Source organism: Streptomyces finlayi (assembly GCF_014216315.1).
GTDB classification, from domain to species: domain Bacteria; phylum Actinomycetota; class Actinomycetes; order Streptomycetales; family Streptomycetaceae; genus Streptomyces; species Streptomyces finlayi_A.
The window spans coordinates 22,386-45,331 of record NZ_CP045703.1 but is presented as its reverse complement, the minus strand read 5'-3'; the positions used below and the strand labels follow the sequence as shown (position 1 = coordinate 45,331).

The window sequence follows — 22,946 nt, the reverse complement described above, 5'->3', positions numbered from 1 at the left end:
GGGGTGGGTTATCACGCCGTGATAGCCCACGCCGGCAAAAAAAGATGCATAGCTAACGCGTGGCGTGCCCAAATAATCTATCGCGTTAGTAGAGTGACGGTTTATGACGTCACCTGACACCAGTGGCGACCGTGAAAAGGTCGTCTCCAAGTTGCCTTCCTGGCTCCGCCAGGAGTTGAAGATCCGCGCCGTGCAGCACGGCGTTGACATGCAGGACGCCGTCGAAGCAGGCATCGAAGCCTGGCGCGGCCTCGGGTCCAACCTCAGCCCCATCGACACGAGCGGCGCGGAGTCCTTCGCGACGTTCCTGCCCGCCGAGCTGTGGTCGGGATTCCGTGCGGACTGCAAACTAAGAGGGGTATCCCTCATCCAGGGCCTCGCGCAGTCCGTGCAGATGTGGCTGGACATCAATCCCGCCCCCGCTGTGAAGCGACCGGAGATCGTCCGCCGCATCGTCGTCTGCAACCAGAAGGGCGGGGTCGGCAAAACCGCGATCACCGCAGGCACAGGAGAAGCACTCGCGGAAGCCCCCACCGCGCTCGTACCGGTACGTGTCTCCAAGCACTTCGCTGCCCTCCTCAACGAGGACGAGACCACTAGGCAGGACCCGCTCGCACTCGAAGACCTGCCGGGGCTCGGGCAACGCGTTCTGCTCGTCGACTTCGACCCGCAGGGCCACCTCACCCGGCAGCTGGGACAAGAGCCCCTCCCCATGGACGGGGACTCCCTCACCAACCACATGGCCGGCGATGGCAAGGGCGACCTCCGCGACCTCATCGTTCCCATCGACGAGGACCGCTTCGGCGACCGCCTCCACCTCCTGCCCGCGTGCACCGACGCCTTCCTCCTTGACGTTCGCCTCGCATCGGTACGCGCGCGTGAGGCATCTTTGGAACGCGCCCTCTCCCCCATCGAGACCCACTACGACGTCATCCTCGTCGACTGTCCGCCCAGCCTCGGACTGAGCATGGACGCCGCCACCTACTACGGCCGCCGCCGTCCACAGGAGTCCCCAGGCAACTCAGGCGCCCTCATCGTGGTCCAGGCCGAAGACAGCAGCGCCGACGCCTACGGACTCCTCACGTCCCAGATCGAAGACATGCGCACCGACCTCGGACTCGACGTCGACTACCTCGGCCTCGTCGTCAACCACTACGACGCCCGCCGCGGCTACATCGCCACGTCATCCCTGCAGTCCTGGATGGACATAAAGGATCCCCGAGTCGTCGGCGTCATCGGAGACCTCAAAGAACAGAAGGAGGCCGTCCGCGCCAAGCGGCCCCTCCTCGCCTATTCGCCCCGCTGCGACCAGTCCGTCGCATTGCGCGCCCTCGCCCGGGAGATCAGCAAGTGAGCAAGGCCAAGAACCTCGGCGCCGGATCATCCTTCGCACAGGCACGCCCCATCAGCGCACGCCGAGCAGCCATCGGCGCCGCCACCGGAGCGCCGACCGATGGAGTTCCCGATCCCACCGAGCTCCCCCTCGATGACATCAGCCAGAACCCCGACAACCCCCGTGCGGAACTCCGCGACCTCGATGGCCTGGCCGACAGCATCCGCGAGATCGGGCTTATCAACGCCATCACGATCGCCAGCGTGGGTGCCTACCTCGCCGAGCGCCCGGACAGGGCAAAGGATTTGGACGAAGGCGCAAGCTACATCGTCATCGACGGCCACCGCCGCCTCGAAGCCGCCCGGCTTGCCGGCGCTCCGACGATCAGGGTCAGCGTCGACAACGCCCTCGTCTCCACCGACCAATCCCTTCTCGAAGCGGCCTTCGTCGCCAACGTCCACCGCGACGACATGAACCCACTCGAGCAGGCCCAGGCTCTACGCAAGCTGGTCGAGTTCTACGGATCGCAGAACAAGGCGGCCAAGAGACTGGGCATCGGTCAGTCGACCATCTCCTCAAAGCTGTCGATCCTCGACCTCAACCCCGAACTCCAAGCAGACCTCGTCGCCGGACGTCGCACCATCGAGCACGTGCGGAACCTGGCTAAACTGCCCCCTGAGGAACAGCGCCAGAAGGCGGATGCACGAGCGACTGCCTCCGCCAAGCAGAAGTCCTCGGTCGCCCCCAGCGGGGGAGTAGTTCAGAGAGTCGCCGCCCCGACGCGGGCTGAGGCCCCGGCCCCAACGCAGATCACGCGGCCGGCCCAGCCGGACCTATCACGGCGTGATAACTCCGCCCAGCCGGACCTATCACGGCGTGATAACTCCGCCCAGCCGGACCTATCACGGCGTGATAACTCCGCCGCTCGTCCAAAGGCGGAGGATGTTCCTGATGAGCTGCCAAACCAGCGCGCGGAACCCGACAGTCAGCAGGCAGACGTCCCAGCGCTTGGACCGGGGGAGTCGGCCTTCGTACCGCTCGGCCGTGTGACCAAAATGCCGTGGCATGACGGCTCCGCGGTCGCGGAACTCGTGTTGCAGAAGATGGCCGCTGAGCAGCAACAGGTGCTCCTCTCCCGGCTTCTCACCGTGCACGGCGAAGCGGCTCACAGCTGAGCAGCAAGCTGTGTTCGGCTACCTGCTGCACGAGGCGGTGCACGCGGCCAATGAGGCTCGCGGAGAGGAGGGCTGCAAGCGGTTCCGCGAGGTGGCCCAGAACTGGGCTGGCGGAGCGCGAGGGTATCACCGCGAAGTGGAAGAAGAAGCAGGGCACGCTGCTACTGCTCATGATGACCGAGCAGGAGCAAGGTGGCCTGGTCGTCGCGACGCACGACGAACTCCCCACCGGCCTCGCCATGAAGCGCGGCATGACCAGCCGGGCCACGCCCCACCTGGTCGCCGCCCGCCTCGTCACCGTAGTCCGCCGCGGACGGTTCCAGCTCCACCCGATGATCGCCGCTTTCAACGACTTCCGCGAACAACAGCGCGACGTCGAGGCCCTGCCCCGCGGCATGAGACTGGACGCCGGCGACTTCGAGGTCGAGTACGAACGCCGCTTCCAACTCCATCTGGACGAGAAGGCCCGAAAGCCGAAGGGAAGGCCAAGGGCAACGTCACCAGCAGCACCAAGCCGACCCACCTCAAAGCGTCCACTGACCCGACCGCCCGGCCGGGCAACACGGCGCCGCACCCCTGGTGCGGCGCCGTGTTGCCCGGAGCGATGCACCGTTATCCGCCCCGAGCCGGTGGGCAAGCGAGTCACAGCCGCGATCGTGCTGGCCGACGATCCCGGCGGGCACCCGGCAGGCCGGCTGATGTGACCGGCCCGGTTGTAAGCTGCTTCCCAAGGCGTCGCACCGCGTTCGTGTCAGCGGGTTGGTGCTGCGGTGTCAGCGAGCGCCCGCTCCGTAACACCGTCGTCGCCCTCGCCGGTGTCACCGCTGACGACAAGGGGAGGGCGGGGGAGCGCGGCGACCGCCCGGCCGATGGCGCGGACCGCCGCCCCTCGAGCTACCCGGATCGGGCTGCTGTGGTGAGCCGCTCGGTGACGACGGTGGTCAGTTCATCGAGCCGGCCGTGGACTTCGCGCAGCGCCCGCTGCGGCAGTCCCAGATCGATCACCCCGGTCGCACCGGTGACACCCCGGCCGCGCCGATCGCCCGGCTCAGCCCTTCGGCCGACTCCGCGATGTCGATCAGCCGGTACGCCTGCGCCCTGCTGATCCCGAGTTCGGCTCGCGAGTACTCACCTCACCCGCCGCCATACCCAGGCGATATCCGCACCCGCGCCCAGCGCGCGTCCCGTACCCGCTGTGCCGGGACACTGTGCCCGCCGCGCTTCACCCATCGCCGCTCGCAGTTGCTCGGTCAGTCGTACCGCATCCGCCCGGCCAACCGCCTCCATGGCCGGATCCTCGCCCGGCTCGCTCCTCGACGCCCAACTCCATGGTGCGCCCGGCAATGGGCGGCGGAACAGGGGGCGCGGCGCGGCGTACCTATGCCGGCTCTTCAGCAGTCAGCTGGCGTTTGGTGAACCGGTGCCACCAATGGTGGCGTAGGGGATGCACTGCGCGACCCATCCGGCGGCCGATCAGCAGGTAACCCAGGAGGGCACCAGTGGTGTTGAGCAGTACATCATCGACGTCGAAGGCGCGCCCGGTAATGAGGGCGCCTTGGACGAGTTCGACGAGGATCATCATTCCGATACCCAAGCTGTGGAGTGGCGCGCTGCGCGGCGGTTCACGCAGGGACCGTACGTGTCCGTACAGGTCGTCTCGCCCAGGAAACGTTGGGCGGGCATGGCGGCAACAGTGCGTTGTCGGGTACCTCAGCGACCGTGGCGGACATTGACCACCAACGGATCAAGTTTGATTGTGTCATGGCCGGGTTGGCTGGCGCGACGCCCGGGTGGTTAATCCTTGCTGTTGGCGACCGCAGTCGGCGGCCCAGCCAGCGGAGACGGGATCACGACCTGCTCCTGCACGCGACACGATGGCGCAAGGTCGCGGCCGCCTTCGACGAGCCTCAACTGGGCCCCGTGTGACGCTGGGGGGAGGGGGGCGGTCCCACCGCATCGAGACCGAACTGGTCGGCGAACTCCGGCCTGGGGCAAGGACCCGGAGCGCGCGGTGACCCTGGCGGAGCAGCTGGAGGCGGTCGCCCCGTAGAGCCAACAGCCAAGAACGCTGTGTCTGACCGGAGAGGCTTCCCCTTCATACTTCCGGCCGACAGCCCAGAACAACTACGCCTCAGGCTCCACCCCGATAGCCGGGATATCCGAATCTCGGTCAAGGCCGAGTAGGTGGCCGACGAAGAGTACGGCAGCGTGACACTCGACAACAGCAACGACCGCAGCAGCTGCCACCACGGACGGCTACCCCATAGCCTGAAGCGAGCAACACAGTCGGCATTCTCCGGTCGGCCCCCCTTGATGCTCCTTGGCCGAACCGCCCAGCCATCGGGTTTCCCTGGGGCGTGAGAGAGGCGCAGGTTCTTGTCAGCGGTGGATCTTGGCTAGTTCGGCGTTGAACTGGGCACCGATGAGCAGGGCTAGGTTGGACAGCCAGACCCACACCAGGAAGACGACGATCCCGGCGAGGGAGCCGTACAGCCGATTGTAGGAGCCGACCTGCGAGGCATAGAGGGCGAAGCCGGCGGAGGCGGCGAGCCACAGGGTCATGGCCAGAGCGTCGCCCAGAAGTCGTTGCCGCACGCCGCGCGTCTGAGCCGGCCCCGAGCGGAACAACACCAGCACCAGGACGGCGACCAGGCCCAGCAGGAGTGGCCACTTCACTACGTTCCAGGCGGTGCCGGCCATGCTGTCCATGCCCACCAGCCGGCCGAGGACGGGGGCCGCTTCGGCGGTCAGGATGAGCACCAGGGCGCTGGTGACCAGAAGCGCCAGCAATACCAGAGCGGTGATCACCAGTCGTGGTGCGGTCCTCCATGCGGGCCGGAGGTCCTCGACGCCGTGCATGGCGTGCAGGGCTCGGCGGAAGACTCCCAGGTAGCTGGAGGAAGACCACAGAGCGCCGATCGTGCCGAAGACCGCCAGAACCCAGGCAGCTGTGCGCTGGTCGGCCATGCTCCTGAGCGTGCTGTGCATTACCGGCCGGGACTCGGCCGGGACAACAGCGATCACATTGCTGATGAGGTTCTCTGTGGCCGAGGGGCTGGCGATCCCGATCAGTGAGACCGTGACGAGGAGGGTGGGGAAAAGCGCGAGCACCGCGTAGTAGGTGAGCGCGGCTGCGCAGTCCGTCAGATTGTCGTTCCACACCGATGCCGGTGTCCGCCTCAGGGCGGTGCCGATGTCATGCCGGCCGGGCAGGTGACGCGCATACGTCGTGGCGGCATGCGGTGTGCGGGAGGCGATGCTCCGGAACTGGCCGATGAGGTGCATACGGCGCCGTCCGGCTTCAGCGCAGGTGTCGGCGAGTTGCTCACCACGCTGCCTTCCACTCGTACCCAAGGTCCACCGCTCTTGTACGTAGGTTCTCGATGCGCCGCTGACCAACGTTACGGGCACTGGGGCACGGTGAGCCCCATCCCGCTCATGCAGGCCTGCCAGGGGTTACCGGACACGGGCCTTGACCCCGGACCCAGGGCAGTTGTTGCTGCTTGGAAGCCGCTCTTGCAGACGATCGAAGACCACTGACCGAGGCTGGGACTGTAAGTCGTTCGGCTCTGTCTCACATTCGGTGTAACTCCCGATGGGCCTTGACCCCGAGGACAAGCGTCTCGGTCTTGACGCGGACCCACCGGGCGATGTTGCCGTCGTTGCCGTGGAGGGAGGGGTGCGCCAGTGGCCGCGGACCTCCGTCACGCGCACTCCCGGCAGCCGGACCATGACCTGCTGCCCGCGCGGGGAGTCGAGGGCCGCCGGCTGCGCGTGGACCTCACGTACGTCGAGCAGCCTACGCGCCTGCGGACTGTCCCGGAACGCCCGGTACGGGGCCTGTGGCGGTGCGGTGTCCGACCACGCGAAAGCGCCCGCTGCTCAGGCTCTCCCGAGGCGGCTTCTTCCGCCGGCTGATCCACGTGCCTCTCCTTTCCGCGCGCTGTGCAACCAAGGGTGCACGATGCGGTCGTCGTGCGGCGGGTCTCAGTCCCGGCGGTCGCGCTCCTGCTCCAGCAACTCCTCGAGATCGGGGAGCCGGTCCAGCCCCCGCACCGCCCGGATCATCCGCGCGTTGCGTTCGAACCGGTCACGGTGGCGGTGCAGAAGATTCCAGTACCCGGCGGTGAAGGGGCAGGCGTCCTCACCCACCCGTACGGACGGCTTGTACCGGCAGGGGCCGCAGAGGTCGCTCATGCGGTCGATGTACGCGCCTCCGGACGTGTAGGGCTTGGTGGTCATGCGGCCACCGTCCGCATACTGCGACATGCCCACCACGTTCGGGACCATGACCCAGTCGTAGCCGTCGACGAAGCTGCGGTGGAACCAGTCAGTGACGGCCTGGGGCTCCCACCCCCGTTGCAGGGCAAAACTGCCCAGAATCATCAGGCGTGGGATGTGGTGTGTCCATCCTGTCGCTCTGACCTGCGCCAGGACGTGGGCGAGGCAGTTCGCCTCCGTCGCGTCCGAGGACAGTTCCGCGAACCAGCCGGGCAGCCGTTCGTGGTGGCGCAGGGCGTTGCCCGCGCGGTACCGCGGGCCGAAGTACCAGTAGACGTGCCAGACGAACTCCCGCCATCCGGCGATCTGCCGCACGAATCCCTCGGCGCTGTTGAGTGGCACGCCGCCCGATCGCCAGCGCGCCTCGGCCCTCTCGACGCATTCCGCGGGATCCAGCAGGCCGAGGTTGAGCGAGGAGGAGAGCAGGCTGTGGCTCATCGTCGCGTCCGCGGCGAGGACCGCGTCCTCATGGGCGCCGAACGTGGCGAGCCGGTGCTCGACGAAGCGGCGGAGCGCGGCGAGTGCCTCGCGGCGTGTGGCGGGGAATCCCCGTGGTGCGTCCTCGCCGACGAACTCGACGTCCCCGTCGCGCGACCAGCGGTCGAGGTCGGACCGCACCTCGGCGTCGATGCCGCTTTCCCGGGGGCGATAGGGCGCCGGAACGCCCAGGCCGGTGGCGCCGCGGGGCGGGGGCTGCCGGTTCTCGTGATCCAGGTTCCATTGGCCGCCGGCGGGGCGGTCACCGTCCATCAGCAGGTCGTGCGTCTGGCGGACCCATCGGTAGAAATCCTCCTGGCGCAGGTGCTTCGTCCCGCGGTCGTCCGCCCAGTTCCTGAACGCGTCGTGAGTCACGAGAAAGCCGCGTGCCGGCAAGACGCGTACGGAGGGCAGCGCGCGCACGAAGGCGAGGGCCGCGTGGGACGTGGGATGGTGCACCGTCACCGGGGCGTCCCCCACCGCTTCGCGCAGGCCCTGGCGATACGTGTCCGACTTGACGTACCGCACGCGGTCACCGAGCTCGGCGGCCCGATGGCGCATCGCGGAAAGGATCAGGTGGGCCTTGGCACGGTGGAACCGTCGTCTCCGGAAGACGCTCCTGGCCTCGATCATAAGCAGCGGCGCGTCCCGATGAGGGCCGCCCCTCGCCGGATCGACGAAATGGGGGCCGAGCTGATCGCCGAACAGCCAATGGGGGGTGCCGGACTCTTCCTCAGTCATGCGCGAGAACTCCGTTGACGATCTGCCGCCTGGTCGGCGCAGGCGACGCTGTGCCTCACAGATCAAAGCGCACGACAGCGTCGGTCGTACCCCGCACACACCGGGCGTACGCCTTGGGCGTACGCCCGAAGGTCTTCCAGGCGCAGCGGTGTGTCGGTCATACAGCCCACCGTGCTTCAGCGGGCTTAGCCACCGCACCTTTTGACGCTCGAACGGGTGAGGCGGGCAGCAGCGCCGGCCTCCCGGAGACACGGACAACGTGTCGGCGGCCCGGCCGGGGATCCTGGTGGAGTTACACGGAAGCAGGCCGGCGCCGGTCGGGGATCAGCGCCCCGTCAGTCAGTCCTCACGCTGGTAGTTGTTCTCGTACTCGTCGAGAACGATGTGCGCGTCCCCGTGCGGGCCCACCCGCAGGTCCTCCTCCAGCGTGCGGACGCGGTACTGCCAGCCGGCAGGAGGGCTCAGACGCTCGCCAAGGGTGGCCAGCTGGTCGCGGTCCAGGTCCGGGTCAACGTGCCTGGAGAGGCTCTGCATGACATACACGTGCCCGTCGGGGGAGACGAGCTCGTGGACGTCGCGTCACTTCAGGAAGGTCCACTGCGTCGTACGATTCACCAGGAGCTGGGTGTAGGGCGGTCGCTGCGAGCTGAGGAACCCCTCCACGTCGGGGACGCGGACATCGGCCACGGTGTGCATGGCGACGCCGTCCACAGACGTGACTTTGCCTGCTTCGAAAAGCTCGACGCTGGCGGTGTCCATCAGCGCGCGGCGGGGCCCGTTCTTCCATACCGCGTCTCCGTGGAACTCCGCAGCCAGAGCGGCTGGGTCCAGGGCACGGAACTGGTCGTCGGTGAAGTCCACCGGGAGGCCGGCGCACTGTCTCGCAGGAGACGACCACGCCGCGTTCGAGCATCAGCTCCTCGACCTCGCGGAAGCTGAGCGGGGAGCGGAAGTACAGCCACACGCAGTGGGAGATCACCTCGACCGGGTACCGGTGCCCCTTGTACGACGGCGGCGTGCTGCCCACGGACAACCCCCTCCACCATGATCATCTCGAAGATCATCCCACCCGGCCAGCCAACCCGACAGCGCCCCCGACGCCCCTCAGCACCAAAGGGCCACCGAGGACCGCACCCCTCCCACCTGGGGCAACGCCCGGCGCGGCAGGGGTGACGCGACCACCTGACAATGCAGGAACCTCTGTCCGGCAAACGGGCGTGCGACCGGGGCGAGCCACTCTCATCCGGCCGGGAGTGCGAGTCGGCGCACGGCCAAGAGAGCGCATTGTGGCGCCTGTTCGTATGAACCAGCGTGTCCCGGCCGGCTGAGGGAGCCGGGCACTGGTGAAGTCTGCTGCGTCCCTATCCTCTGCTTCCTGGAAGGAAAACCATGCTGTCTTTCCGTAAGACCTTCGCGGCCGTTGCTCTGGCCGCTGCCGCGCTGATGACCGGTCCCGGTATCGCCTCGGCCAACGACTACTCCGAGCGGGGAGGGGAGCCGACGCTCTACGCGCAGTGCAACGACTTCACCACGCAGCTCGGCGTGGTGAACGTCAACCAGGGCCCTGTCTGCATCGACTTTGGTACCTCCTACAGGCACGAGGGGCACAAGAACGGCGGCGGGCTGAACTTCTCCTGCAACGCGGCCGTCACGCAGCTCGGCGTGGTGAACGTCAACCAAGGCCCTGTCTGCGTCAAGTTCTGACTCGCGTACCGACGGGCGGGCTGCCCTGGGCGCGACCCGAGGACGGCAGCCCGCGTGCGGCCGCCGAAGGGCCGGCACTCACCGCTCATGCCGCTACGGCCCACCCCACAAGGCAGCACCCGTTGAAGTAGCCGGACATGTGCCGGGCCCGGACCTCGCGTGGAGGGCCGGGCCCGGTGGCCTGTTTACCGTAGAGCGGTGACAACGTCCTCCGATGACGCGGCCGGGCCGAAGCGGCGGCGGGTAGTGGATTTCACTCCCTCAGGAGATCGTGGTGCGCACCGTGCCAGGTGACAGAAGAGCGTCGAAGAGGACCTGTGACTCCTCCCCCTCGTGGACGAGAGGGCTTCTCGCTATGCCGGTTGGGCTTCGCGACGAACCAGCCCGGCCCGTAGAACGTTCAGGGCGCCCACCATGTCGTCGTGCGCCCTGTGGCCGCAGACGACGCAGTGGAACTTCTCCTGGGTGAGCCGGTTCTCCTTGGCGATGTGCCCGCATTCGGGGCACCGCCGTGCCCGACGACATCACCGTGCACCTGGATGCCGGCTACGGACAAGACCCGCACCGAACTGACCGCCCGCAACCTGCACGGCCGCATCGCGCACAAGGGCGAGAGGGCGCCGATCCAGGCCGGCGAGCGGTGGCACGTCGAGCCCGCGCACGCCTGGCAGAACGCCTTCCACCGAATTGCCCGCTGCTACGAGCGCCGTGCGACCGTCGCCAACGCCTTCTTCGACCTCGCGGACACGATCATCACCGTTCGTAGTCTGATCCGCCGGGCCTGGACCACCCACCGCTGGGACGACCGCCCGAAGCGACGTCCTGAGCCCCGCCCATCTGCCCGGCCTTTTACGCGCAGACTGTTCCCGCTGGTCGGGACTGTCAGTGCCCGGCGCCAGCATGCTTACCTGGGACATGCCCCAGTTACTCCGTCACGGGCAGGCACTCGGCGAGCAGGTCGACGACGTCGCGCCAGGCGCGCTGCGCGTGCCGTGGGTGGTAGCCGACGCCGGGGACCACAGGGTGGGCGACCGGCGGGTGGTGGAAGGCGTGCAAGGCGCCGCCGTAGACCGTGAGGCGCCAGTCGACGCCCGCGGCTTGCATCTCAGCGGTGAACGCGTCCCGTTGCGCGGGCGGCATGATCGGGTCTTTTGACCCGACCCCGGCCCACACCGGGCAGCGAATGCGCGCCGCCTCGCCCGGTCGGCCCGTGGTAGTTGCGTTGACTGTCCCGATCGCGCGCAGGCTGACGCCGCCGCGCCCGAGTTCCAGCCCGACGGCGCCCCCGGTGCCGTAGCCGACGGCGGCGATCCGGTCGGGGTCTGTCCGCGGTTCGGTGCGCAACACGTCGAGCGCCGCATGGCCGATGTCCCGCATCCGGTCGGGATCAGCGAGCAGCGGCAGGCAACGGGCCAGCATCTCCTCGGGGTCGCCCAAATAGCGCCCGCCGTGGAGGTCGAAGGCCAGCGCTATATATCCCAGTTCGGCGAGAGCATCGGCCCGGCGGCGCTCGACGTCGCTGAGCCCCATGCCCTCTGGTCCGAGCAGCACCGCGGGCCGGCGGTCGACACCGGCCGGGAGCGCGAGGTGCCCGATCATCGTCAAACCGTCGGCCGGATACTCGACCGTACGCGTCGTAATCGTGGTCATGAGACTGGACTGTAGTGATCGTCGGGCCCGGTCCGGCTGGTGTTCTGCCGCTGGCAGATCAGCGCGGGTATCCCTCTGGAATACGGCGAGGGCTCACGAGAACCGTCACAAACCCCGTCCCCACGGCAGCGCTATCGGATCACCTGCCCAGGCCACGGTGTTGGAGGCTGACCCTCGTAGCAGGATTCTGGGCTATACCGGCCTATACCGGCCCGCTCCCGTGAAGGCGTCACCAGCTAGTTCACCTCACGGTTCAGGCGGCCTGGCCGAGGCCGGCGGGGGTCAGGTCCTGCTCTTCGCAGCGGGGTGAAGTCGACGTCGAGTTTCGGGTCGTACGCCTCGGGCTGGATGCCGAGTTCGTGGGTGCTGTACTGGCCGAACCGGTCCGGCGCTTGCACTCCGGGCAGGTGGACCTGGCTGCCATCGCCCTTTCCAGGGCCCGTTCCTGCGCGAGCGTCGGCACGCGTTTCGGCCGGGCAAGGTTCACGCGAACGGGTGGATCCCCGCACTTTCGGGCGCGGACGGTCCGACCGGCGTACTTGAGGACGCTCCCCTCTCCGAGATCGCGCGGAGCCTGGGTGAGTTCGCAGCTACGCCGCCCCTCCTCCCCGCCGTTGCCCAGCAGCTGGGCCGGGCCGCAGAGTCGGCCGCCTCCGCGATCCCTGTGGGCTCTGCCACGGCGTACGGCCACCTCGGAGCCGCGTACGCATACGTGATCCAGGCACATCGTGCCGCCAGCGACGCCCCCACCAGCTGATACCGAACCCCGAAAAGCGCGCTGCCACCGGCGCGTTCCTCGCCCCGGAACGCCTCATGAGGATCCGTCAGCGCTTAGGGCGCCACGTCGCGCCCAAGCGGGGAACGAGTCCTTCTGGGGCGATAAGGTGGCGATCGACGTAAAGCAAAATGCGAGTGGCCCCGTCGACCGGCTTGGCAACCGGGAGGGGCCACTCAGGCCAAAGAACCTTGTAGTGGAGGTCCTTGGGCCGGCCGCGCACTCCTAGGAACCAGGAGGTGGCGACGTGATCAGGGTACCCGTACCCGCACGCGCACACACTGCACCCCGCCGTGGGCTCAGCGACCTCAGTCGCTGGACCTTCGACGGGGTGTTCGTGCTGCCTGCATACGCCCCTGCACACGCCTCTGCTGAGGGAGCCGGGATGATATAGGTCCTTCTGGGGCGGCACCCATCAGGGCCTGCCGCCCCGGGCCTTCGAGCCGCGAGGTGATTGACGTCACCTCGGGTGGAGTGCCCATCTGACACCGGGGAGCTTTGACGAGCTCCCCGAAGGGATTGCCCGCCCGGTGGTACGCCGGTCGAGCGGTTCAACATCAGGTTTCTCTCCGGAAACCGAAGCCTTTTCGGGGCTTCGTCGTGTCACGAGGCGGGCCCCGCGTCACGGGAGTCATTGTGCACGACGTTTCGTGCGGCGGCCAGCTTCGGCATGCCCACACATCCCTTTTCCGGCCTGTTCCCGCGCTGCGGAGCGGGCGCTGCGCGGTGAAGATCACTTCCCTGCCCCTGCCCTTGCTCTGCGGGCGCGAGGGCAGAGGCCCTTTCATCCGCCCTCGCGCCGCCTCCGTCTCCGTCATGGCGGTGTTCCGATGAGCCCCCTGGCGCCTGCGGGCCTACGGATGCCCGTTGCTCGTACGGCTGAGAGCGCGGCGGCCGTCGACTCGGCCAAGCATCCCGCCCTGGACGCCGCACCGCAGCGGCCGGTTGTGGGGGAGGAGCAGGACGTGCTGCGTACACGGTCACGTCGTGCTGAGCCGCGGGCGTGGCTTCGAGCGGTGGTCTGGCTGGCGGGGTCAGGCCTGCACCCGAGGGTCGGTCCGACGACCGTCGTGGTCGCGCGGGATCTCGCGGCCCGCATGGACTTCCGGCGCGGCATCGTGGTCTACGGCCTGGCGGGCGTTACCGAGCGGACCGGGCTGTCGGAGGCGACAGTGAAGCGGCATGTACAGGTGCTGCGGGAGCTCGGCGCCCTGGTCTGGATGGTCCACGGCAGCAAGCGCAACCTCGCGCTGCCCGGCGAGGCGTACATGGCGACGGCGACGATCTACGGCGCGGTGATCCCCCAGGCGTTCGACGACGCCATGGGGCACCGGCTGGACGGGACGGGCTACGAGGCGCGGGTGTGCGGAGTGACTCCCGCCGGCCGGGAGCTCGCGGTCGTCGCCTCGGGCGCTCGGAGTGACGCCCGGCGGAAGCAGAGTCACCGGACCGGCCGTTGCGAACAGGCAGTTCGCCGTGGGGGCCACCCTGTGGATAACCCGGCTGTGGATAACTCCTGCTCCAGTGGCCGTGAGCCCCATTCTCCTGGTAGTTACCACCGGCAGCCCGCAGTTGATGTTGAGACAGGTTGTAAAGACACCTCGCGCGAGCGCGCGAGCCGCTCCACCACGTCTCCTTCCGCCCACAAAGTCAGCGGCAACAGCCCGGGGGGCCGCCGGACGGCTCGTCAGGTGCAGCGCGGTATCTGGATTACCCGGCAGGTGCGGGCCCGGGTCCAGTGGACCCAGCGCGTACGGCTGCGGCGCCTGGAATTCGTGCTGCGCCCGTGGATCGACGCGGGCCTGGACGCCGACACGATCGCGGCGGAGCTCCACTCCTGGATGCTGACCTGGCGCCCGGCCCGTCCGGCGGAGTACATCCGCGCCCAGCTCGCCCAGCAGACCGCGGCCGAGCACGTGGCGGCCGAGTTCGAGGCAGCGGAGGGCTGGGACGAGCAGGAGGCGTCCGGTGCCCTGACCGCATCGCGGCCCGACCTGGTGCGCAGTGTGCTGGACGGCCTGGCCGTAGGTCTCGCCGCCTACTCCGCCGTCCAGGCCGAGCGCGGCTTGGACGACCTGACCGACCGTGACGCGGCCGCCGACATCGCGGCCTTCCTCGGAACCACCACCGCGACGGGAGTTCGGTATGAGTGACACCTCGTCGAGCGGCGTCGACCTGGCCCGTGTCGCACTCGCGCGGCCGGCAGGAAGCACGTGGCCTTCCGGATAACCAGTCTCGAAGCTGAGCTACCCAACATCGGACTCGCCCTGGCCGTAAATCAGATCGCCTGCAGGCCACGGGTATCGATGTCTACGCCGAAGGGTTCGGGGAGGTGCACGGACGTCCCGAAGGGGTGCGGTCCGTCGACTCGTGTGTAGCCAAGCCGTCCCGGCTCTGAAAACAAAGTCAAGCTACCCTCGACGCGGTCGACGAGAAGGTAGAGAGGAGCACCGTATTCCGCGTACCTGCGGCGCTTCACCACTCGATCCGTCTCCGCATTTGACTCTGAAGTCACCTCGACGATCAGCAGCGTCTGATCCGGAAGCAACGCGCCGCCACCCCTTGCGAGATCCTCAGGGACGACTGCGATGTCGGGAACGTACCAGTTCGACGACCCAGGCAAATCCAGGTTTCCGGAACCCTCGACGCATCCAAGCTCGTCAACCCGAGCCTCGATCTGCCGCCGCACAAGTTTCGCGGCACGCTCGTGATCCCAGGTCGGTGACACGGTCTCGATGATCCCCTCAATGATCTGAACGCGGTCTCCACGAATGTGCTGCACGGCGAACTTCAGAGCACGTTCGACGTCGATCCCCTGGCTGTAGTCCGGCGCACTCGTCATGAAATCCCGATTCCGTTCATTTTCAGCGACTGAGCTACGCAGCATCATGCCGCAACGCGGACTCCGTGCGGGCTGCAGGGAACCTGACTACCAGTCCGACGGGCCCTGGCCAGGACCATCCCCGCGGGTGCGGGGAGCAGTCTGCTCCCCGCACCCGCGGGGGATGGTCTCCTCCTGGTAGACGCGTTGGCGTTGTCACGTTGGCTGACGGGCTTGGGATGATCTTGGAGTTGGTCGTGCTGTTGCTGCAGTGCGGTGTGGTCGTCTCCCACGAGACAGTGCGCCGGTGGTGTGCGAAGTTCGGGCAGGCCTGCGCCAGCAGCCTGCGTCGCCGGCGTGTGCAGCCGGGCGACAAGTGGGACCTGGACGAGGTCTTCGTGAAGATCAACGGCGAGCACAAGTACCTGTGGCGGGCCGTGGACGCCGACGGCACCGTCCTGGACATCCCTCTCCAGAACCGGCGGGACACCGCCGCGGCCCGGCAGTTCTTCCGCAGATCACGGAGTCGCACCCCCAGCACACCCCGAGCCCCCAGCACACGCCCCCCCCGCACGGCCGTCCGTCCGCCGGCGAGAGCCCCTCGATGGTCAGCCGGTCCGCAGCTGATGTGGCGGGGTGAGCGCGGTGCGGATCTGCCGCAGCAGTACCGGCGGCGCCGCGGGCTCCTCCTCGGGCGGGAAGTACTTGGCCAGCTCGTGCCGCCTGCTGATCCGCAACTTGCGGTAGGAGTGAGTGAGATGGGACTCGATGTTGCGCAGGCTCACCTTGAGCAGCCGCGCGATGTCCCGGTTGCTCATCCCGCGCGCGGCCAGCTCCGAGACCTGCCGCTCGGTGGGGGTGAGCAACGACTCGGCGGAGTCCTTGCGCGGATCGGGCCGGCCGCCCGCGTACCGCAGCTCCCACTGCACCGCCTCCACCAGCCCGTCGGCGCCGAGCGAGATGGCCATCTCATTGGCCCGGTGCAGCAGTTCACGGGTGCGCCGGGCCTTGCCGGCCTGGCGGTGGGCACGCCCCGCCTCGTACAGGGCGTGGGCGAACAGCAGGGGCGTGGGGGACGGTTCGAGGATGTCCAGGGCCTGGCCCGTGAGGTGCAGCGCCTCGGATCCCGAGCTCGCCGCGGCCTCCGCGACCAGAGCGCGGCCCAGCGCGAAGGGCGCGTTCCAGCGGCGGGCGAGCTCGGTCTCCTCGCGGGCCGCGCGGCGGGCCGCGACCACGTTGCGCTGCGCCAGCAGGAGCCCGGAGCGGGTGGAGCGCCAGGGCAGGACCGCGGGGTTGACGATGCCCCTGCGGGCCAGTTCCTCCTCGCACTGGGCGATCAGGGCGAGACCGCGCGGGACCTGCCCGAGCCGGCCAAGAGCACGGCCCGCGCTGTGCAGGAGGTACAGCCGCCACCAGGTGCGGGGCTGCTCACCCGCGAGCGGCGGCGCCTCGTCGAGCAGGGCGCTGGCCGCGGCGATGTCGTCCTTCTCCAGGGCCACGTCGATGAGGACGCTGCGGGCCAGCGCTCCCACGTGGTGGCGCGAGGCACGGATCCGGGTGAGCAGTTCGAGCGACTGGCAGGCGTCGTCCTCGGCGTCCGCGAGCAGGCCCCGGTGCAGCTGTACCAGAGCCCTTACGACCAGGGCCTCCGCGATCCGGGTCACCGCTCCCTGGGCGCGGGCCAGCCGCACCTCGGTGTCCAGGTGCCGCCGTGCCTCGTCCACGTCGCCCGACCACAGCAGGGCGAGCAACGCGTGGTACCAGGTGGAGGAGCCGTACGGCGCGCGGGGCACGGTCAGGGACCGGTTGGCGATGCGCCGGGCGGCCCGGGCCGAGTCGCCCGTCGCGGTGCGCAGCAGCAGCACCCGTTCGAGCCGGTCCTCCCCGCCGCACCGGTCATCCGCGCGGTAGGTGCCCTCGTGGAGCCGGACATGGGTGAGCCGGCGCCGCAGCCGTGCGGCCGACGAGGGGTCGGCGGAGCCGAGTTCGGCCCGGGCCTTCTCCAGGACCTCTCGGGCACCGCTGAGTTCGTCGAGCCGCAGCAGGATGTCGGACAGCCGCAGCGCCTCACGGAGCCGTTCCTCGGGCCGCAGGGGCCCGGCGGCGTGCGCGGTGAGCGCGCGGGCGGAGGCCGGCAGGTCGAGGGCGGTGAGCGCCTGGATCCGCATTCCCTCGGCGCGGACTGCCAGTTCGTCGGGTACGCCGTGCAGGACGGCCTTCTCGATCAGCCGCCTGGCCCGCGCGGGGTCGCGGCCGACCATGCCCTGCGCGGCGTCCAGGAGCAGCCGGACCATCCACGGCTCGTCGAGCCGGTGGGAGCGCAGCAGATGCGCGGAGACGTCCGCGGGCGGCGCGCCCCTGCGCCGCATGAACCGGGCGGCGAGCAGATGGAGTTCGGCGCGCTCGGCGCACGGGATGTCCTGGTAGAGGAGTTCCGACAGCAGGGGGTGGCGGAACTTCATGTCGTGCCGGCACAGCAGCCCGGACTCGGTGAGCCGCGACAGGCTGCGGCACGCCTCCTCCGTCGGCACCCCGCACAGGTCGGAGAGGATGGCGGGATCCAGGGGTGAGCCGAGGGTGCTGGCCGCCCGGGCGATTTTCAGGCAGTGCGGATCGAGACGGCGGAGCATGCACAGGATGCGCTCCTTGACGCCCTGAAGGTGCACCCGTTCGTCCTGCGGGCCCGCCGGTGGCTGCTCGGCGCTGATCTCGTCGGCGGCATGCCCTGGACCGTCGTGGGGCCGGGCGCCGGGGCCCGCGGACGTGGTCCGTATCTGCTCGGCGGGTACGTTGCGCATCTGTTCGGTCAGCAGATACGGGTTGCCGCCCGCGCCGGCCACCAGCGCGTCCACGGACTCGTGGTCGTGGCCGCACAGCGCGGCGGCCAGATCGGACGCGGCGCTGGGGCTCAGGTCGCGCAGGTGGATGTGGCGGTCGGGGCGGATGCCCTCCATGAACTCGACCAGCAGGTGCTGGTCGCTCGCCGTCTCGCCGCAGCGTTTGGTGGCGAGCAGCACCACGGGCAGGTTGGCCAGGCGGCGGCTGAGGAAGCCGAGCCAGAGCAGGGACTCGCGGTCGGCGTGCTGTAGGGAGTCGACCGTCAGGAGGATCGGGGAGCACCGTGCCGCCCGGCCGACGCCCGCGCACAGTTCCGCGAGCAGCGGGTAGTCGTGCCCGGTCCGGCCGCCGTCGCTCTTGGTGGACGTGGCCAGGGCGCGCTCCCAGCCCTGCGCGGTCTGCGGCAGGGTGGCCAGAAGCTGGTGCACGATGCCCAGCGAGAAGTGCTGTTCGACGGGGGACGCGGTGGCGGAGAGTACGACCATTCCCTTGTCGCGGGCGGTCGCCTCGGCCCAGCGGAGCAGAGCGGTCTTCCCCGTCCCGATCATTCCCTCCATCAGCGAGACCGCGCCCGCACCCGCGACAGCGGAATCGAGCATCTCAGTGATGATTTTGAATTCTTCGCTCCTGCCGAACAGCTCCTGGACCATCGCCCTACATCTCCTGAACAGTGAATGACTGGACGACGCAGCGGGTCCGGTAAAGCGTGTCCGAACCAGCGTCGTCAAGGCCGTTTCTCGGCCACTGCCAAGCCGTTGAAGCCCTGGCAGGAAGAGCTTCTTCGGACAATTGTGACGGTGAATTCGAGTCCCCCCGCTACGCCCGCCGACCGCTGGTGAACAGTGTACACCTGTGACGTGTCCAGACGCTAGCACGGCCCCCGCTCCCTAGGCAGGACGCCTTCCGGCCGAAGGAATCGGCGCGTGTTCCATCGGTCATTCCTTCGGCCCCACCGTATTGATGTGCACAGGTACCGCATGGGTACGGTCTGCGCGGCATTGCGAAGGTCGCAGGCGACGTGCCCGGAAAGCGCTCATCCGGATACCGCCGAATTGGCCCCGCGACCCAATGGCGAAATCAGACGGAAGGATGGGTGCTCGCGTGACCGCGACCAGTGAGGAGTTTCGCGCGTTATGGGAAAACCGCCCGGCCAGGCCGCCGGCGGCGGTTTCCCCCTCGTCCGGGGGCGGCCGCACCGAGCAGTTCCTGCTGTCCCTGACGGGCCTGCTGCCCCTGGTGTACGAGCAGGCCTGGCAGACGGTGCTCGGCCCCGGCTTCCGGCTCCAGATCATCGACTGGCGGGCCACCCGCGCGGACGTGCAGGACGTCCGCCTCGCCGAGCGGCTGGCCCAGGAGGCCGCCGCCTGGACCCCGTTGGACCAAGGACCGGGAATGCGGGCCACGCTCATCCGGCGCGACGACCGCACCTGGTCCTTCGCCTGGCGCTACAGGCGGGACGTGATGGACCGCGCGGCGGGCCTTCGGCTGCTCGACCAGGCCACCGAGGCCTACGCCGTCCTGCTGCGCGGCGGCACCCCGCGGCGCCCGCAGGATGCGGACAACCTGTTCGCCGGGAGGGTGAACCGATGAGCGGCGACCAGGGCACCCAGGGCGACAATTCAGTACGGCTCTTCTGTCTCCCCTTCGAGGGGGTGTCGGCCGGCGTGTATCTGCCGTGGGCCCGGATCACCGGCAGCTCACTGGTGATCACGCCCGTCGAACTGCCCGGCCGCGGACGCCATCCGCGCACCAGACCGTGCCGTGATCTTGAGGCGCTGATGGCCGAGATCATGCCGTACGTGGCCCGCATGTGCGACCGGCCGTTCGCGCTGTACGGGCACGGCTTCGGCGCCCTGCTCGCCTACGAGACAGCGGCCCGGCTCGAATGGGAGCACGACGCGGTGGCCGAACGGCTGTATGTGTCGGGTTCCGGCATCCCGCACAACCGGACCGTGCCGGAGCGGGCGGTGGGCCATCTGCCGGACGCCGCCATGATCGGCAGGCTCCGCGACCGGGGCCGGATGCCCCCGGTCTCCCGTGACCCGCGACGAGCGGCCCGGGCACTGCCCGCACTGCGCGCGGACCTCACCGTCATGGAGGCCTACCGGCGCGACCCGCGCCACATCCTGCACTGCCCGGTCACCGCGATGGGCGGGGTACGCGATCGCGGCCTGACCGGCGCGGACCTGAGCGGCTGGCGCCGGTGCACCCGGCGCGCCCTGCGGGTGGAGATGTTCCCCGGCGACCACTACTTCCCGCTCACCGCACAGCAGGAGATCCTGGAGACGTTCGGGCGGGATCTGATCCGCCCGGCGGCCGCCCGGCGCCTGCTTTCGGTCGCCGGATACTGACCCCGGGACCGGCGCCCGAGCGGCCCGGTTCCCAAATCGGCAACAAGAATTGCGCGGGCTCCGCGGCGTCCACATCCTGGCCGCTGGAGGTGACCGTATGACACCCACTCACCGCGCCAAGGGCCTCGACGGCGAGGCCCTTGGTGACGAGCCGGAGCACGACGCGGAACCGCTCTCCGGTTTCCTTGCGGAGGCGTCGCACTGGCTGCGTGACCTGCTCGGACCCGAGGACCGGGTCACGGCGGCGGTCCGCCGGATCCTCGACATCGGCAGCGGGCCCGGCGAGGCCTCCTGCCAACTGGCCCGCGTCTTCTCCCGGGCGGACGTCGTCGCCGTCGACCGGTCCGCCGAGCATCTTGCCCAGGCCGAGATCCGCGCCGCCGAGTGCGGCCTGGGCGGGCAAGTCACCACCCGGCAGGCCGAACTGCCGGAGGAGTTCGGCCGGTTGGGGCCGGCCGATCTCATCTGGACCGGCAATGTCTGCCGGCATCTGGGTGACCAGCAGGCGGCGCTGCGGAGCCTGGCGTCCGCGCTGCGGCCCGGCGGCATGCTCGCCGTCGCCGAGCGCGGCCTCGCGCCCCGCTTCCTGCCCCGCGACATCGGCATCGGAAAGCCCGGCCTCCAGGCCCGCCTCGACTCCGCCCTTGAGGAACGCTTTACCGCCGGAAGGGCCCGGCTTCCGGGCGTCACCTCCGTGATCGAGGACTGGCCGTGCATGCTGGCGTCCGCCGGACTCGTCCCCACCGGCAGCCGGAGCTTCCTCATCGACCTGCCCGCCCCGCTGGGCCTGGCCGCGCGCCGGCATCTGCACACCCGGTTGCGCCGCATCCTCGAAGAACTGGGCGACGAACTCGACCTCGTCGACCGGCTGACCGTGGAACAGCTCCTGGACGGGGACGCCTGTACGGGCATCCTGTGGCGTCCCGACGCCTTCTACCTCACGGCGGTCACCGTGCACACGGCCCGCCTGTGCGGTCCCCGGGACTGACCCACCCGGCACCCGGCCGCCGAACCCCCCACCGCGTCCCCACCGCGCCCCCCACGGCGCCCCCCACGGCGCGTCCGTGTGCGCGGCGCCCGTGTGTCCCGGCGCCGCCCGCACGGGTCCCGCCCCGGCGCGCGAAGGCCGCGTCCGGTGCCGTGAGGCACCCGGCCCGCGGCGGCAGCACCGCAGTTCAGACGGCCCGTGGCGTTCTCGCCGCGGGCCGTCTTCGCGTGCCCGCGCGACCGTAGGGCGACCACAGCCGCAGATGCTTCGGTCAGTCCTGCGGTCGCACCGTATTGAGGCGGCGGCGCCCGCACTCCTACCTTCCTTCCCAAGCGGCCACCCCGGCGACGACGGGGCGCCGGACAGGATACGAGCGAGCGACGGAGGACGCGTGAAGATACGGATTCTTGGCCCGTTGCACGCCGAGACGAACGGTGTTCCCGTCGTCCCCACGGCGGCGAAGACGCGGCAGGTCCTGGCACTCCTCGCGCTCCGTGCGGGACAGCTCGTCCCGGTGACCGTCCTGCGGGAGGAGCTGTGGGGGCCAGTGCCGCCGCGCAGCGCGCACAACACCTTCCAGACGTACATCCTGCGGCTGCGCCGCGCCCTGGCCGAGGGCCTGGGCGGCCCCGAAGGACCGGCGAGGGCCCGACAGCTCCTGTCCACCGGGCACGGCGGCTACGCGCTGCGGGTCACCGAGGACGACGTGGACGCCTTCGCCTTCCAGCGGGCGGCGCGGGCCGGCCACGCGGCCTTTTCGGACGGTGACGACGAGTCTGCGTCCCGGCTGCTGCGCCAGGCCCTGGCGCTGTGGCGGGGACCGGCGCTCGTGGACGTACGGGCCGGGTCGGCGCTGCGGATCCACGCGGCCGCTCTGGAGGAGAGCCGGATGCTCGCCACCGAGCGGTGCGTCGACGCCGAGCTCCGGCTCGGACGGCACGCCGAACTCCTGGCGGAACTCGTCCAGTTGACGGAGCGTCACCCCGCACACGAGCGGCTGCACGCCCAGGCCATGGTGGCGTTCTACCGCTCGGGGCGGCAGTCCGCGGCCCTCGGCCTCTACCGCAGGCTGCGCCGGGGACTGATTGAGGAGCTTGGCCTTGAGCCGGCTCCCCAACTCCAGCGCCTGCACCAGGCGATGCTCATGGTCGACCCCCGGCTCGACACGGACACGCGGGGCGGCCCGCCCACCCGGGCCTTCGACCTGTACGCGGCCTGAGCACGCCGCACCACGGACAGCGAGCACCCACAGAAGAGGTGACCCAGTGACGGACCGGATACCCACCCTGTACGAACGCATCGGCGGCGCCGAGGCGTTGGAACGCCTCACCGAGGAATTCTACCGGCGCGTACGCAAGGACGAGATGCTGGCACCGCTCTTCCAGTACATGGAGGACGACCACCCGCAGCACGTCGCGACCTTCCTCGGCGAGGTCCTTGGCGGCCCCGAGGCCTACACCGAGCACCACGGCGGCTACCCGCACATGGTCTCGCGCCACCGGGGCCGGTCCATCAAGCCGGAGCAGCGCGCGCGGTGGGTGGAACTGATGCTGGAGGCCATGGATGTCGTGGGCCTTCCCGAGGACGCCGAGTTCCGCTCCGCGTTCGTCGGGTACATCGAGTTCGGCTCGCGCCGCGCGATGGCCAACTCCCAGCGTGGGGCGGCACCTTCGAGCCGTACCACCATCAAGAAGTGGGGCTGGGGCGAGGCCGTGCCCGGTGAGGACTGACCCGGTGGCGAAAGCGCGCGGGCGGCTTCGCCGGATCCCGCTCGCGTTTCCCTGGTTCGGCAACAAAGATTGTCGGTTGGCC

The 22,946-nt window shown here is 69.5% G+C and carries 18 protein-coding genes and 6 pseudogenes; 11 read left to right on the top strand and 13 right to left on the bottom strand.

From position 1 onward, the window contains the following. Positions 1 to 103 precede the first annotated feature (103 nt). Positions 104 to 1,354 carry a ParA family protein gene (locus F0344_RS34455; protein ID WP_185303075.1) on the top strand — a complete coding sequence of 417 codons (1,251 nt, stop codon included), beginning with the start codon at positions 104 to 106 and terminating at the stop codon, positions 1,352 to 1,354. Further along, positions 1,351 to 2,508 carry a ParB/RepB/Spo0J family partition protein gene (locus F0344_RS34450; protein WP_185303074.1) on the top strand — a complete coding sequence of 386 codons (1,158 nt, stop codon included), beginning with the start codon at positions 1,351 to 1,353 and terminating at the stop codon, positions 2,506 to 2,508. Before F0344_RS34455 ends, F0344_RS34450 begins: the two co-directional genes overlap by 4 nt. 161 nt (positions 2,509 to 2,669) lie before the next feature. On the opposite strand, the gene F0344_RS34445 is transcribed toward F0344_RS34450, so the two are convergent. The 8 genes and pseudogenes from F0344_RS34445 to F0344_RS36390 form a co-directional block, all read right to left on the bottom strand. Beyond that, positions 2,670 to 2,960: a hypothetical protein gene (locus tag F0344_RS34445; RefSeq protein ID WP_185303073.1), complete on the bottom strand. Its 291-nt coding sequence runs from the start codon at positions 2,958 to 2,960 to the stop codon at positions 2,670 to 2,672. A gap of 926 nt (positions 2,961 to 3,886) precedes the next feature. Further along, positions 3,887 to 4,126, bottom strand: a pseudogene (locus tag F0344_RS34440) (VanZ family protein); the annotation flags it as partial. Positions 4,127 to 4,887: 761 nt separating this feature from the next. Beyond that, positions 4,888 to 5,862 (bottom strand): YihY/virulence factor BrkB family protein, encoded by a 975-nt coding sequence (locus tag F0344_RS34435; RefSeq protein WP_258050339.1) that lies wholly within the window; start codon positions 5,860 to 5,862, stop codon positions 4,888 to 4,890. Positions 5,863 to 6,109: 247 nt separating this feature from the next. Next, positions 6,110 to 6,431 (bottom strand): annotated as a pseudogene (locus F0344_RS36985) (spore photoproduct lyase family protein); the annotation flags it as partial. A 64-nt stretch (positions 6,432 to 6,495) separates the two neighbouring features. Further along, positions 6,496 to 8,007 (bottom strand): cryptochrome/photolyase family protein, encoded by a 1,512-nt coding sequence (locus tag F0344_RS34430; protein WP_185303072.1) that lies wholly within the window; start codon positions 8,005 to 8,007, stop codon positions 6,496 to 6,498. Positions 8,008 to 8,346: 339 nt separating this feature from the next. Next, positions 8,347 to 8,541: a hypothetical protein gene (locus F0344_RS34425; RefSeq protein WP_185303071.1), complete on the bottom strand. Its 195-nt coding sequence runs from the start codon at positions 8,539 to 8,541 to the stop codon at positions 8,347 to 8,349. Positions 8,542 to 8,586: 45 nt separating this feature from the next. Continuing rightward, positions 8,587 to 8,868, bottom strand: coding sequence for a hypothetical protein (locus F0344_RS34420; protein WP_185303070.1), 282 nt, complete (start codon positions 8,866 to 8,868; stop codon positions 8,587 to 8,589). 7 nt (positions 8,869 to 8,875) lie between these two features. Then, positions 8,876 to 9,034: pseudogene (locus F0344_RS36390) on the bottom strand (IS6 family transposase); the annotation flags it as partial. 362 nt (positions 9,035 to 9,396) lie between these two features. On the opposite strand from F0344_RS36390, the gene F0344_RS34415 reads away from it, so the two are divergent. Beyond that, positions 9,397 to 9,711 (top strand): hypothetical protein, encoded by a 315-nt coding sequence (locus tag F0344_RS34415; protein ID WP_185303069.1) that lies wholly within the window; start codon positions 9,397 to 9,399, stop codon positions 9,709 to 9,711. A gap of 353 nt (positions 9,712 to 10,064) precedes the next feature. On the opposite strand, the pseudogene F0344_RS34410 reads toward F0344_RS34415, so the two are convergent. Further along, positions 10,065 to 10,226, bottom strand: a pseudogene (locus F0344_RS34410) (zinc ribbon domain-containing protein); the annotation flags it as partial. On the opposite strand from F0344_RS34410, the pseudogene F0344_RS34405 reads away from it, so the two are divergent. After that, a pseudogene (locus F0344_RS34405) lies at positions 10,223 to 10,535 on the top strand (IS5/IS1182 family transposase); the annotation flags it as partial. The pseudogenes F0344_RS34410 and F0344_RS34405 sit on opposite strands and share 4 nt — an antisense overlap. Before the next feature lie 100 nt (positions 10,536 to 10,635). Here the strand turns inward: F0344_RS34405 and F0344_RS34400 are convergent. Both F0344_RS34400 and F0344_RS36645 read right to left on the bottom strand, forming a co-directional pair. After that, a complete protein-coding gene (locus F0344_RS34400; protein ID WP_185303068.1) occupies positions 10,636 to 11,361 on the bottom strand; it encodes a dienelactone hydrolase family protein in 726 nt (241 codons plus the stop codon). Positions 11,362 to 11,597: 236 nt separating this feature from the next. Next, a complete protein-coding gene (locus F0344_RS36645; protein WP_185303067.1) occupies positions 11,598 to 11,759 on the bottom strand; it encodes a hypothetical protein in 162 nt (53 codons plus the stop codon). 1,237 nt (positions 11,760 to 12,996) lie between these two features. On the opposite strand from F0344_RS36645, the gene F0344_RS34390 reads away from it, so the two are divergent. Next, positions 12,997 to 14,289: a cell wall protein gene (locus F0344_RS34390; protein WP_185303066.1), complete on the top strand. Its 1,293-nt coding sequence runs from the start codon at positions 12,997 to 12,999 to the stop codon at positions 14,287 to 14,289. A 125-nt stretch (positions 14,290 to 14,414) separates the two neighbouring features. On the opposite strand, the gene F0344_RS34385 is transcribed toward F0344_RS34390, so the two are convergent. Further along, entirely contained in the window at positions 14,415 to 14,978 is a 564-nt protein-coding gene (locus F0344_RS34385) for a Uma2 family endonuclease (protein ID WP_185303179.1), read from the bottom strand. Between the two features lie 227 nt (positions 14,979 to 15,205). On the opposite strand from F0344_RS34385, the pseudogene F0344_RS34380 reads away from it, so the two are divergent. Then, positions 15,206 to 15,505: pseudogene (locus F0344_RS34380) on the top strand (DDE-type integrase/transposase/recombinase); the annotation flags it as partial. A gap of 60 nt (positions 15,506 to 15,565) precedes the next feature. On the opposite strand, the gene F0344_RS34375 reads toward F0344_RS34380, so the two are convergent. Continuing rightward, positions 15,566 to 18,445 carry a BREX system ATP-binding domain-containing protein gene (locus tag F0344_RS34375; RefSeq protein WP_185303065.1) on the bottom strand — a complete coding sequence of 960 codons (2,880 nt, stop codon included), beginning with the start codon at positions 18,443 to 18,445 and terminating at the stop codon, positions 15,566 to 15,568. A 451-nt stretch (positions 18,446 to 18,896) separates the two neighbouring features. On the opposite strand from F0344_RS34375, the gene F0344_RS34370 reads away from it, so the two are divergent. From F0344_RS34370 to F0344_RS34350, 5 genes are all read left to right on the top strand, one after another. Beyond that, positions 18,897 to 19,385, top strand: a complete 489-nt coding sequence (locus F0344_RS34370) for a hypothetical protein (protein ID WP_185303064.1) — start codon at positions 18,897 to 18,899, stop codon at positions 19,383 to 19,385. After that, positions 19,382 to 20,146, top strand: a complete 765-nt coding sequence (locus tag F0344_RS34365) for a thioesterase II family protein (RefSeq protein WP_185303063.1) — start codon at positions 19,382 to 19,384, stop codon at positions 20,144 to 20,146. Before F0344_RS34370 ends, F0344_RS34365 begins: the two co-directional genes overlap by 4 nt. Before the next feature lie 97 nt (positions 20,147 to 20,243). After that, positions 20,244 to 21,134, top strand: a complete 891-nt coding sequence (locus F0344_RS34360; RefSeq protein WP_185303062.1) for a class I SAM-dependent methyltransferase — start codon at positions 20,244 to 20,246, stop codon at positions 21,132 to 21,134. A 391-nt stretch (positions 21,135 to 21,525) separates the two neighbouring features. Continuing rightward, a complete protein-coding gene (locus F0344_RS34355) occupies positions 21,526 to 22,353 on the top strand; it encodes an AfsR/SARP family transcriptional regulator (protein ID WP_185303061.1) in 828 nt (275 codons plus the stop codon). A gap of 46 nt (positions 22,354 to 22,399) precedes the next feature. Further along, entirely contained in the window at positions 22,400 to 22,864 is a 465-nt protein-coding gene (locus tag F0344_RS34350) for a group II truncated hemoglobin (RefSeq protein WP_185303060.1), read from the top strand. Positions 22,865 to 22,946 lie beyond the last annotated feature (82 nt).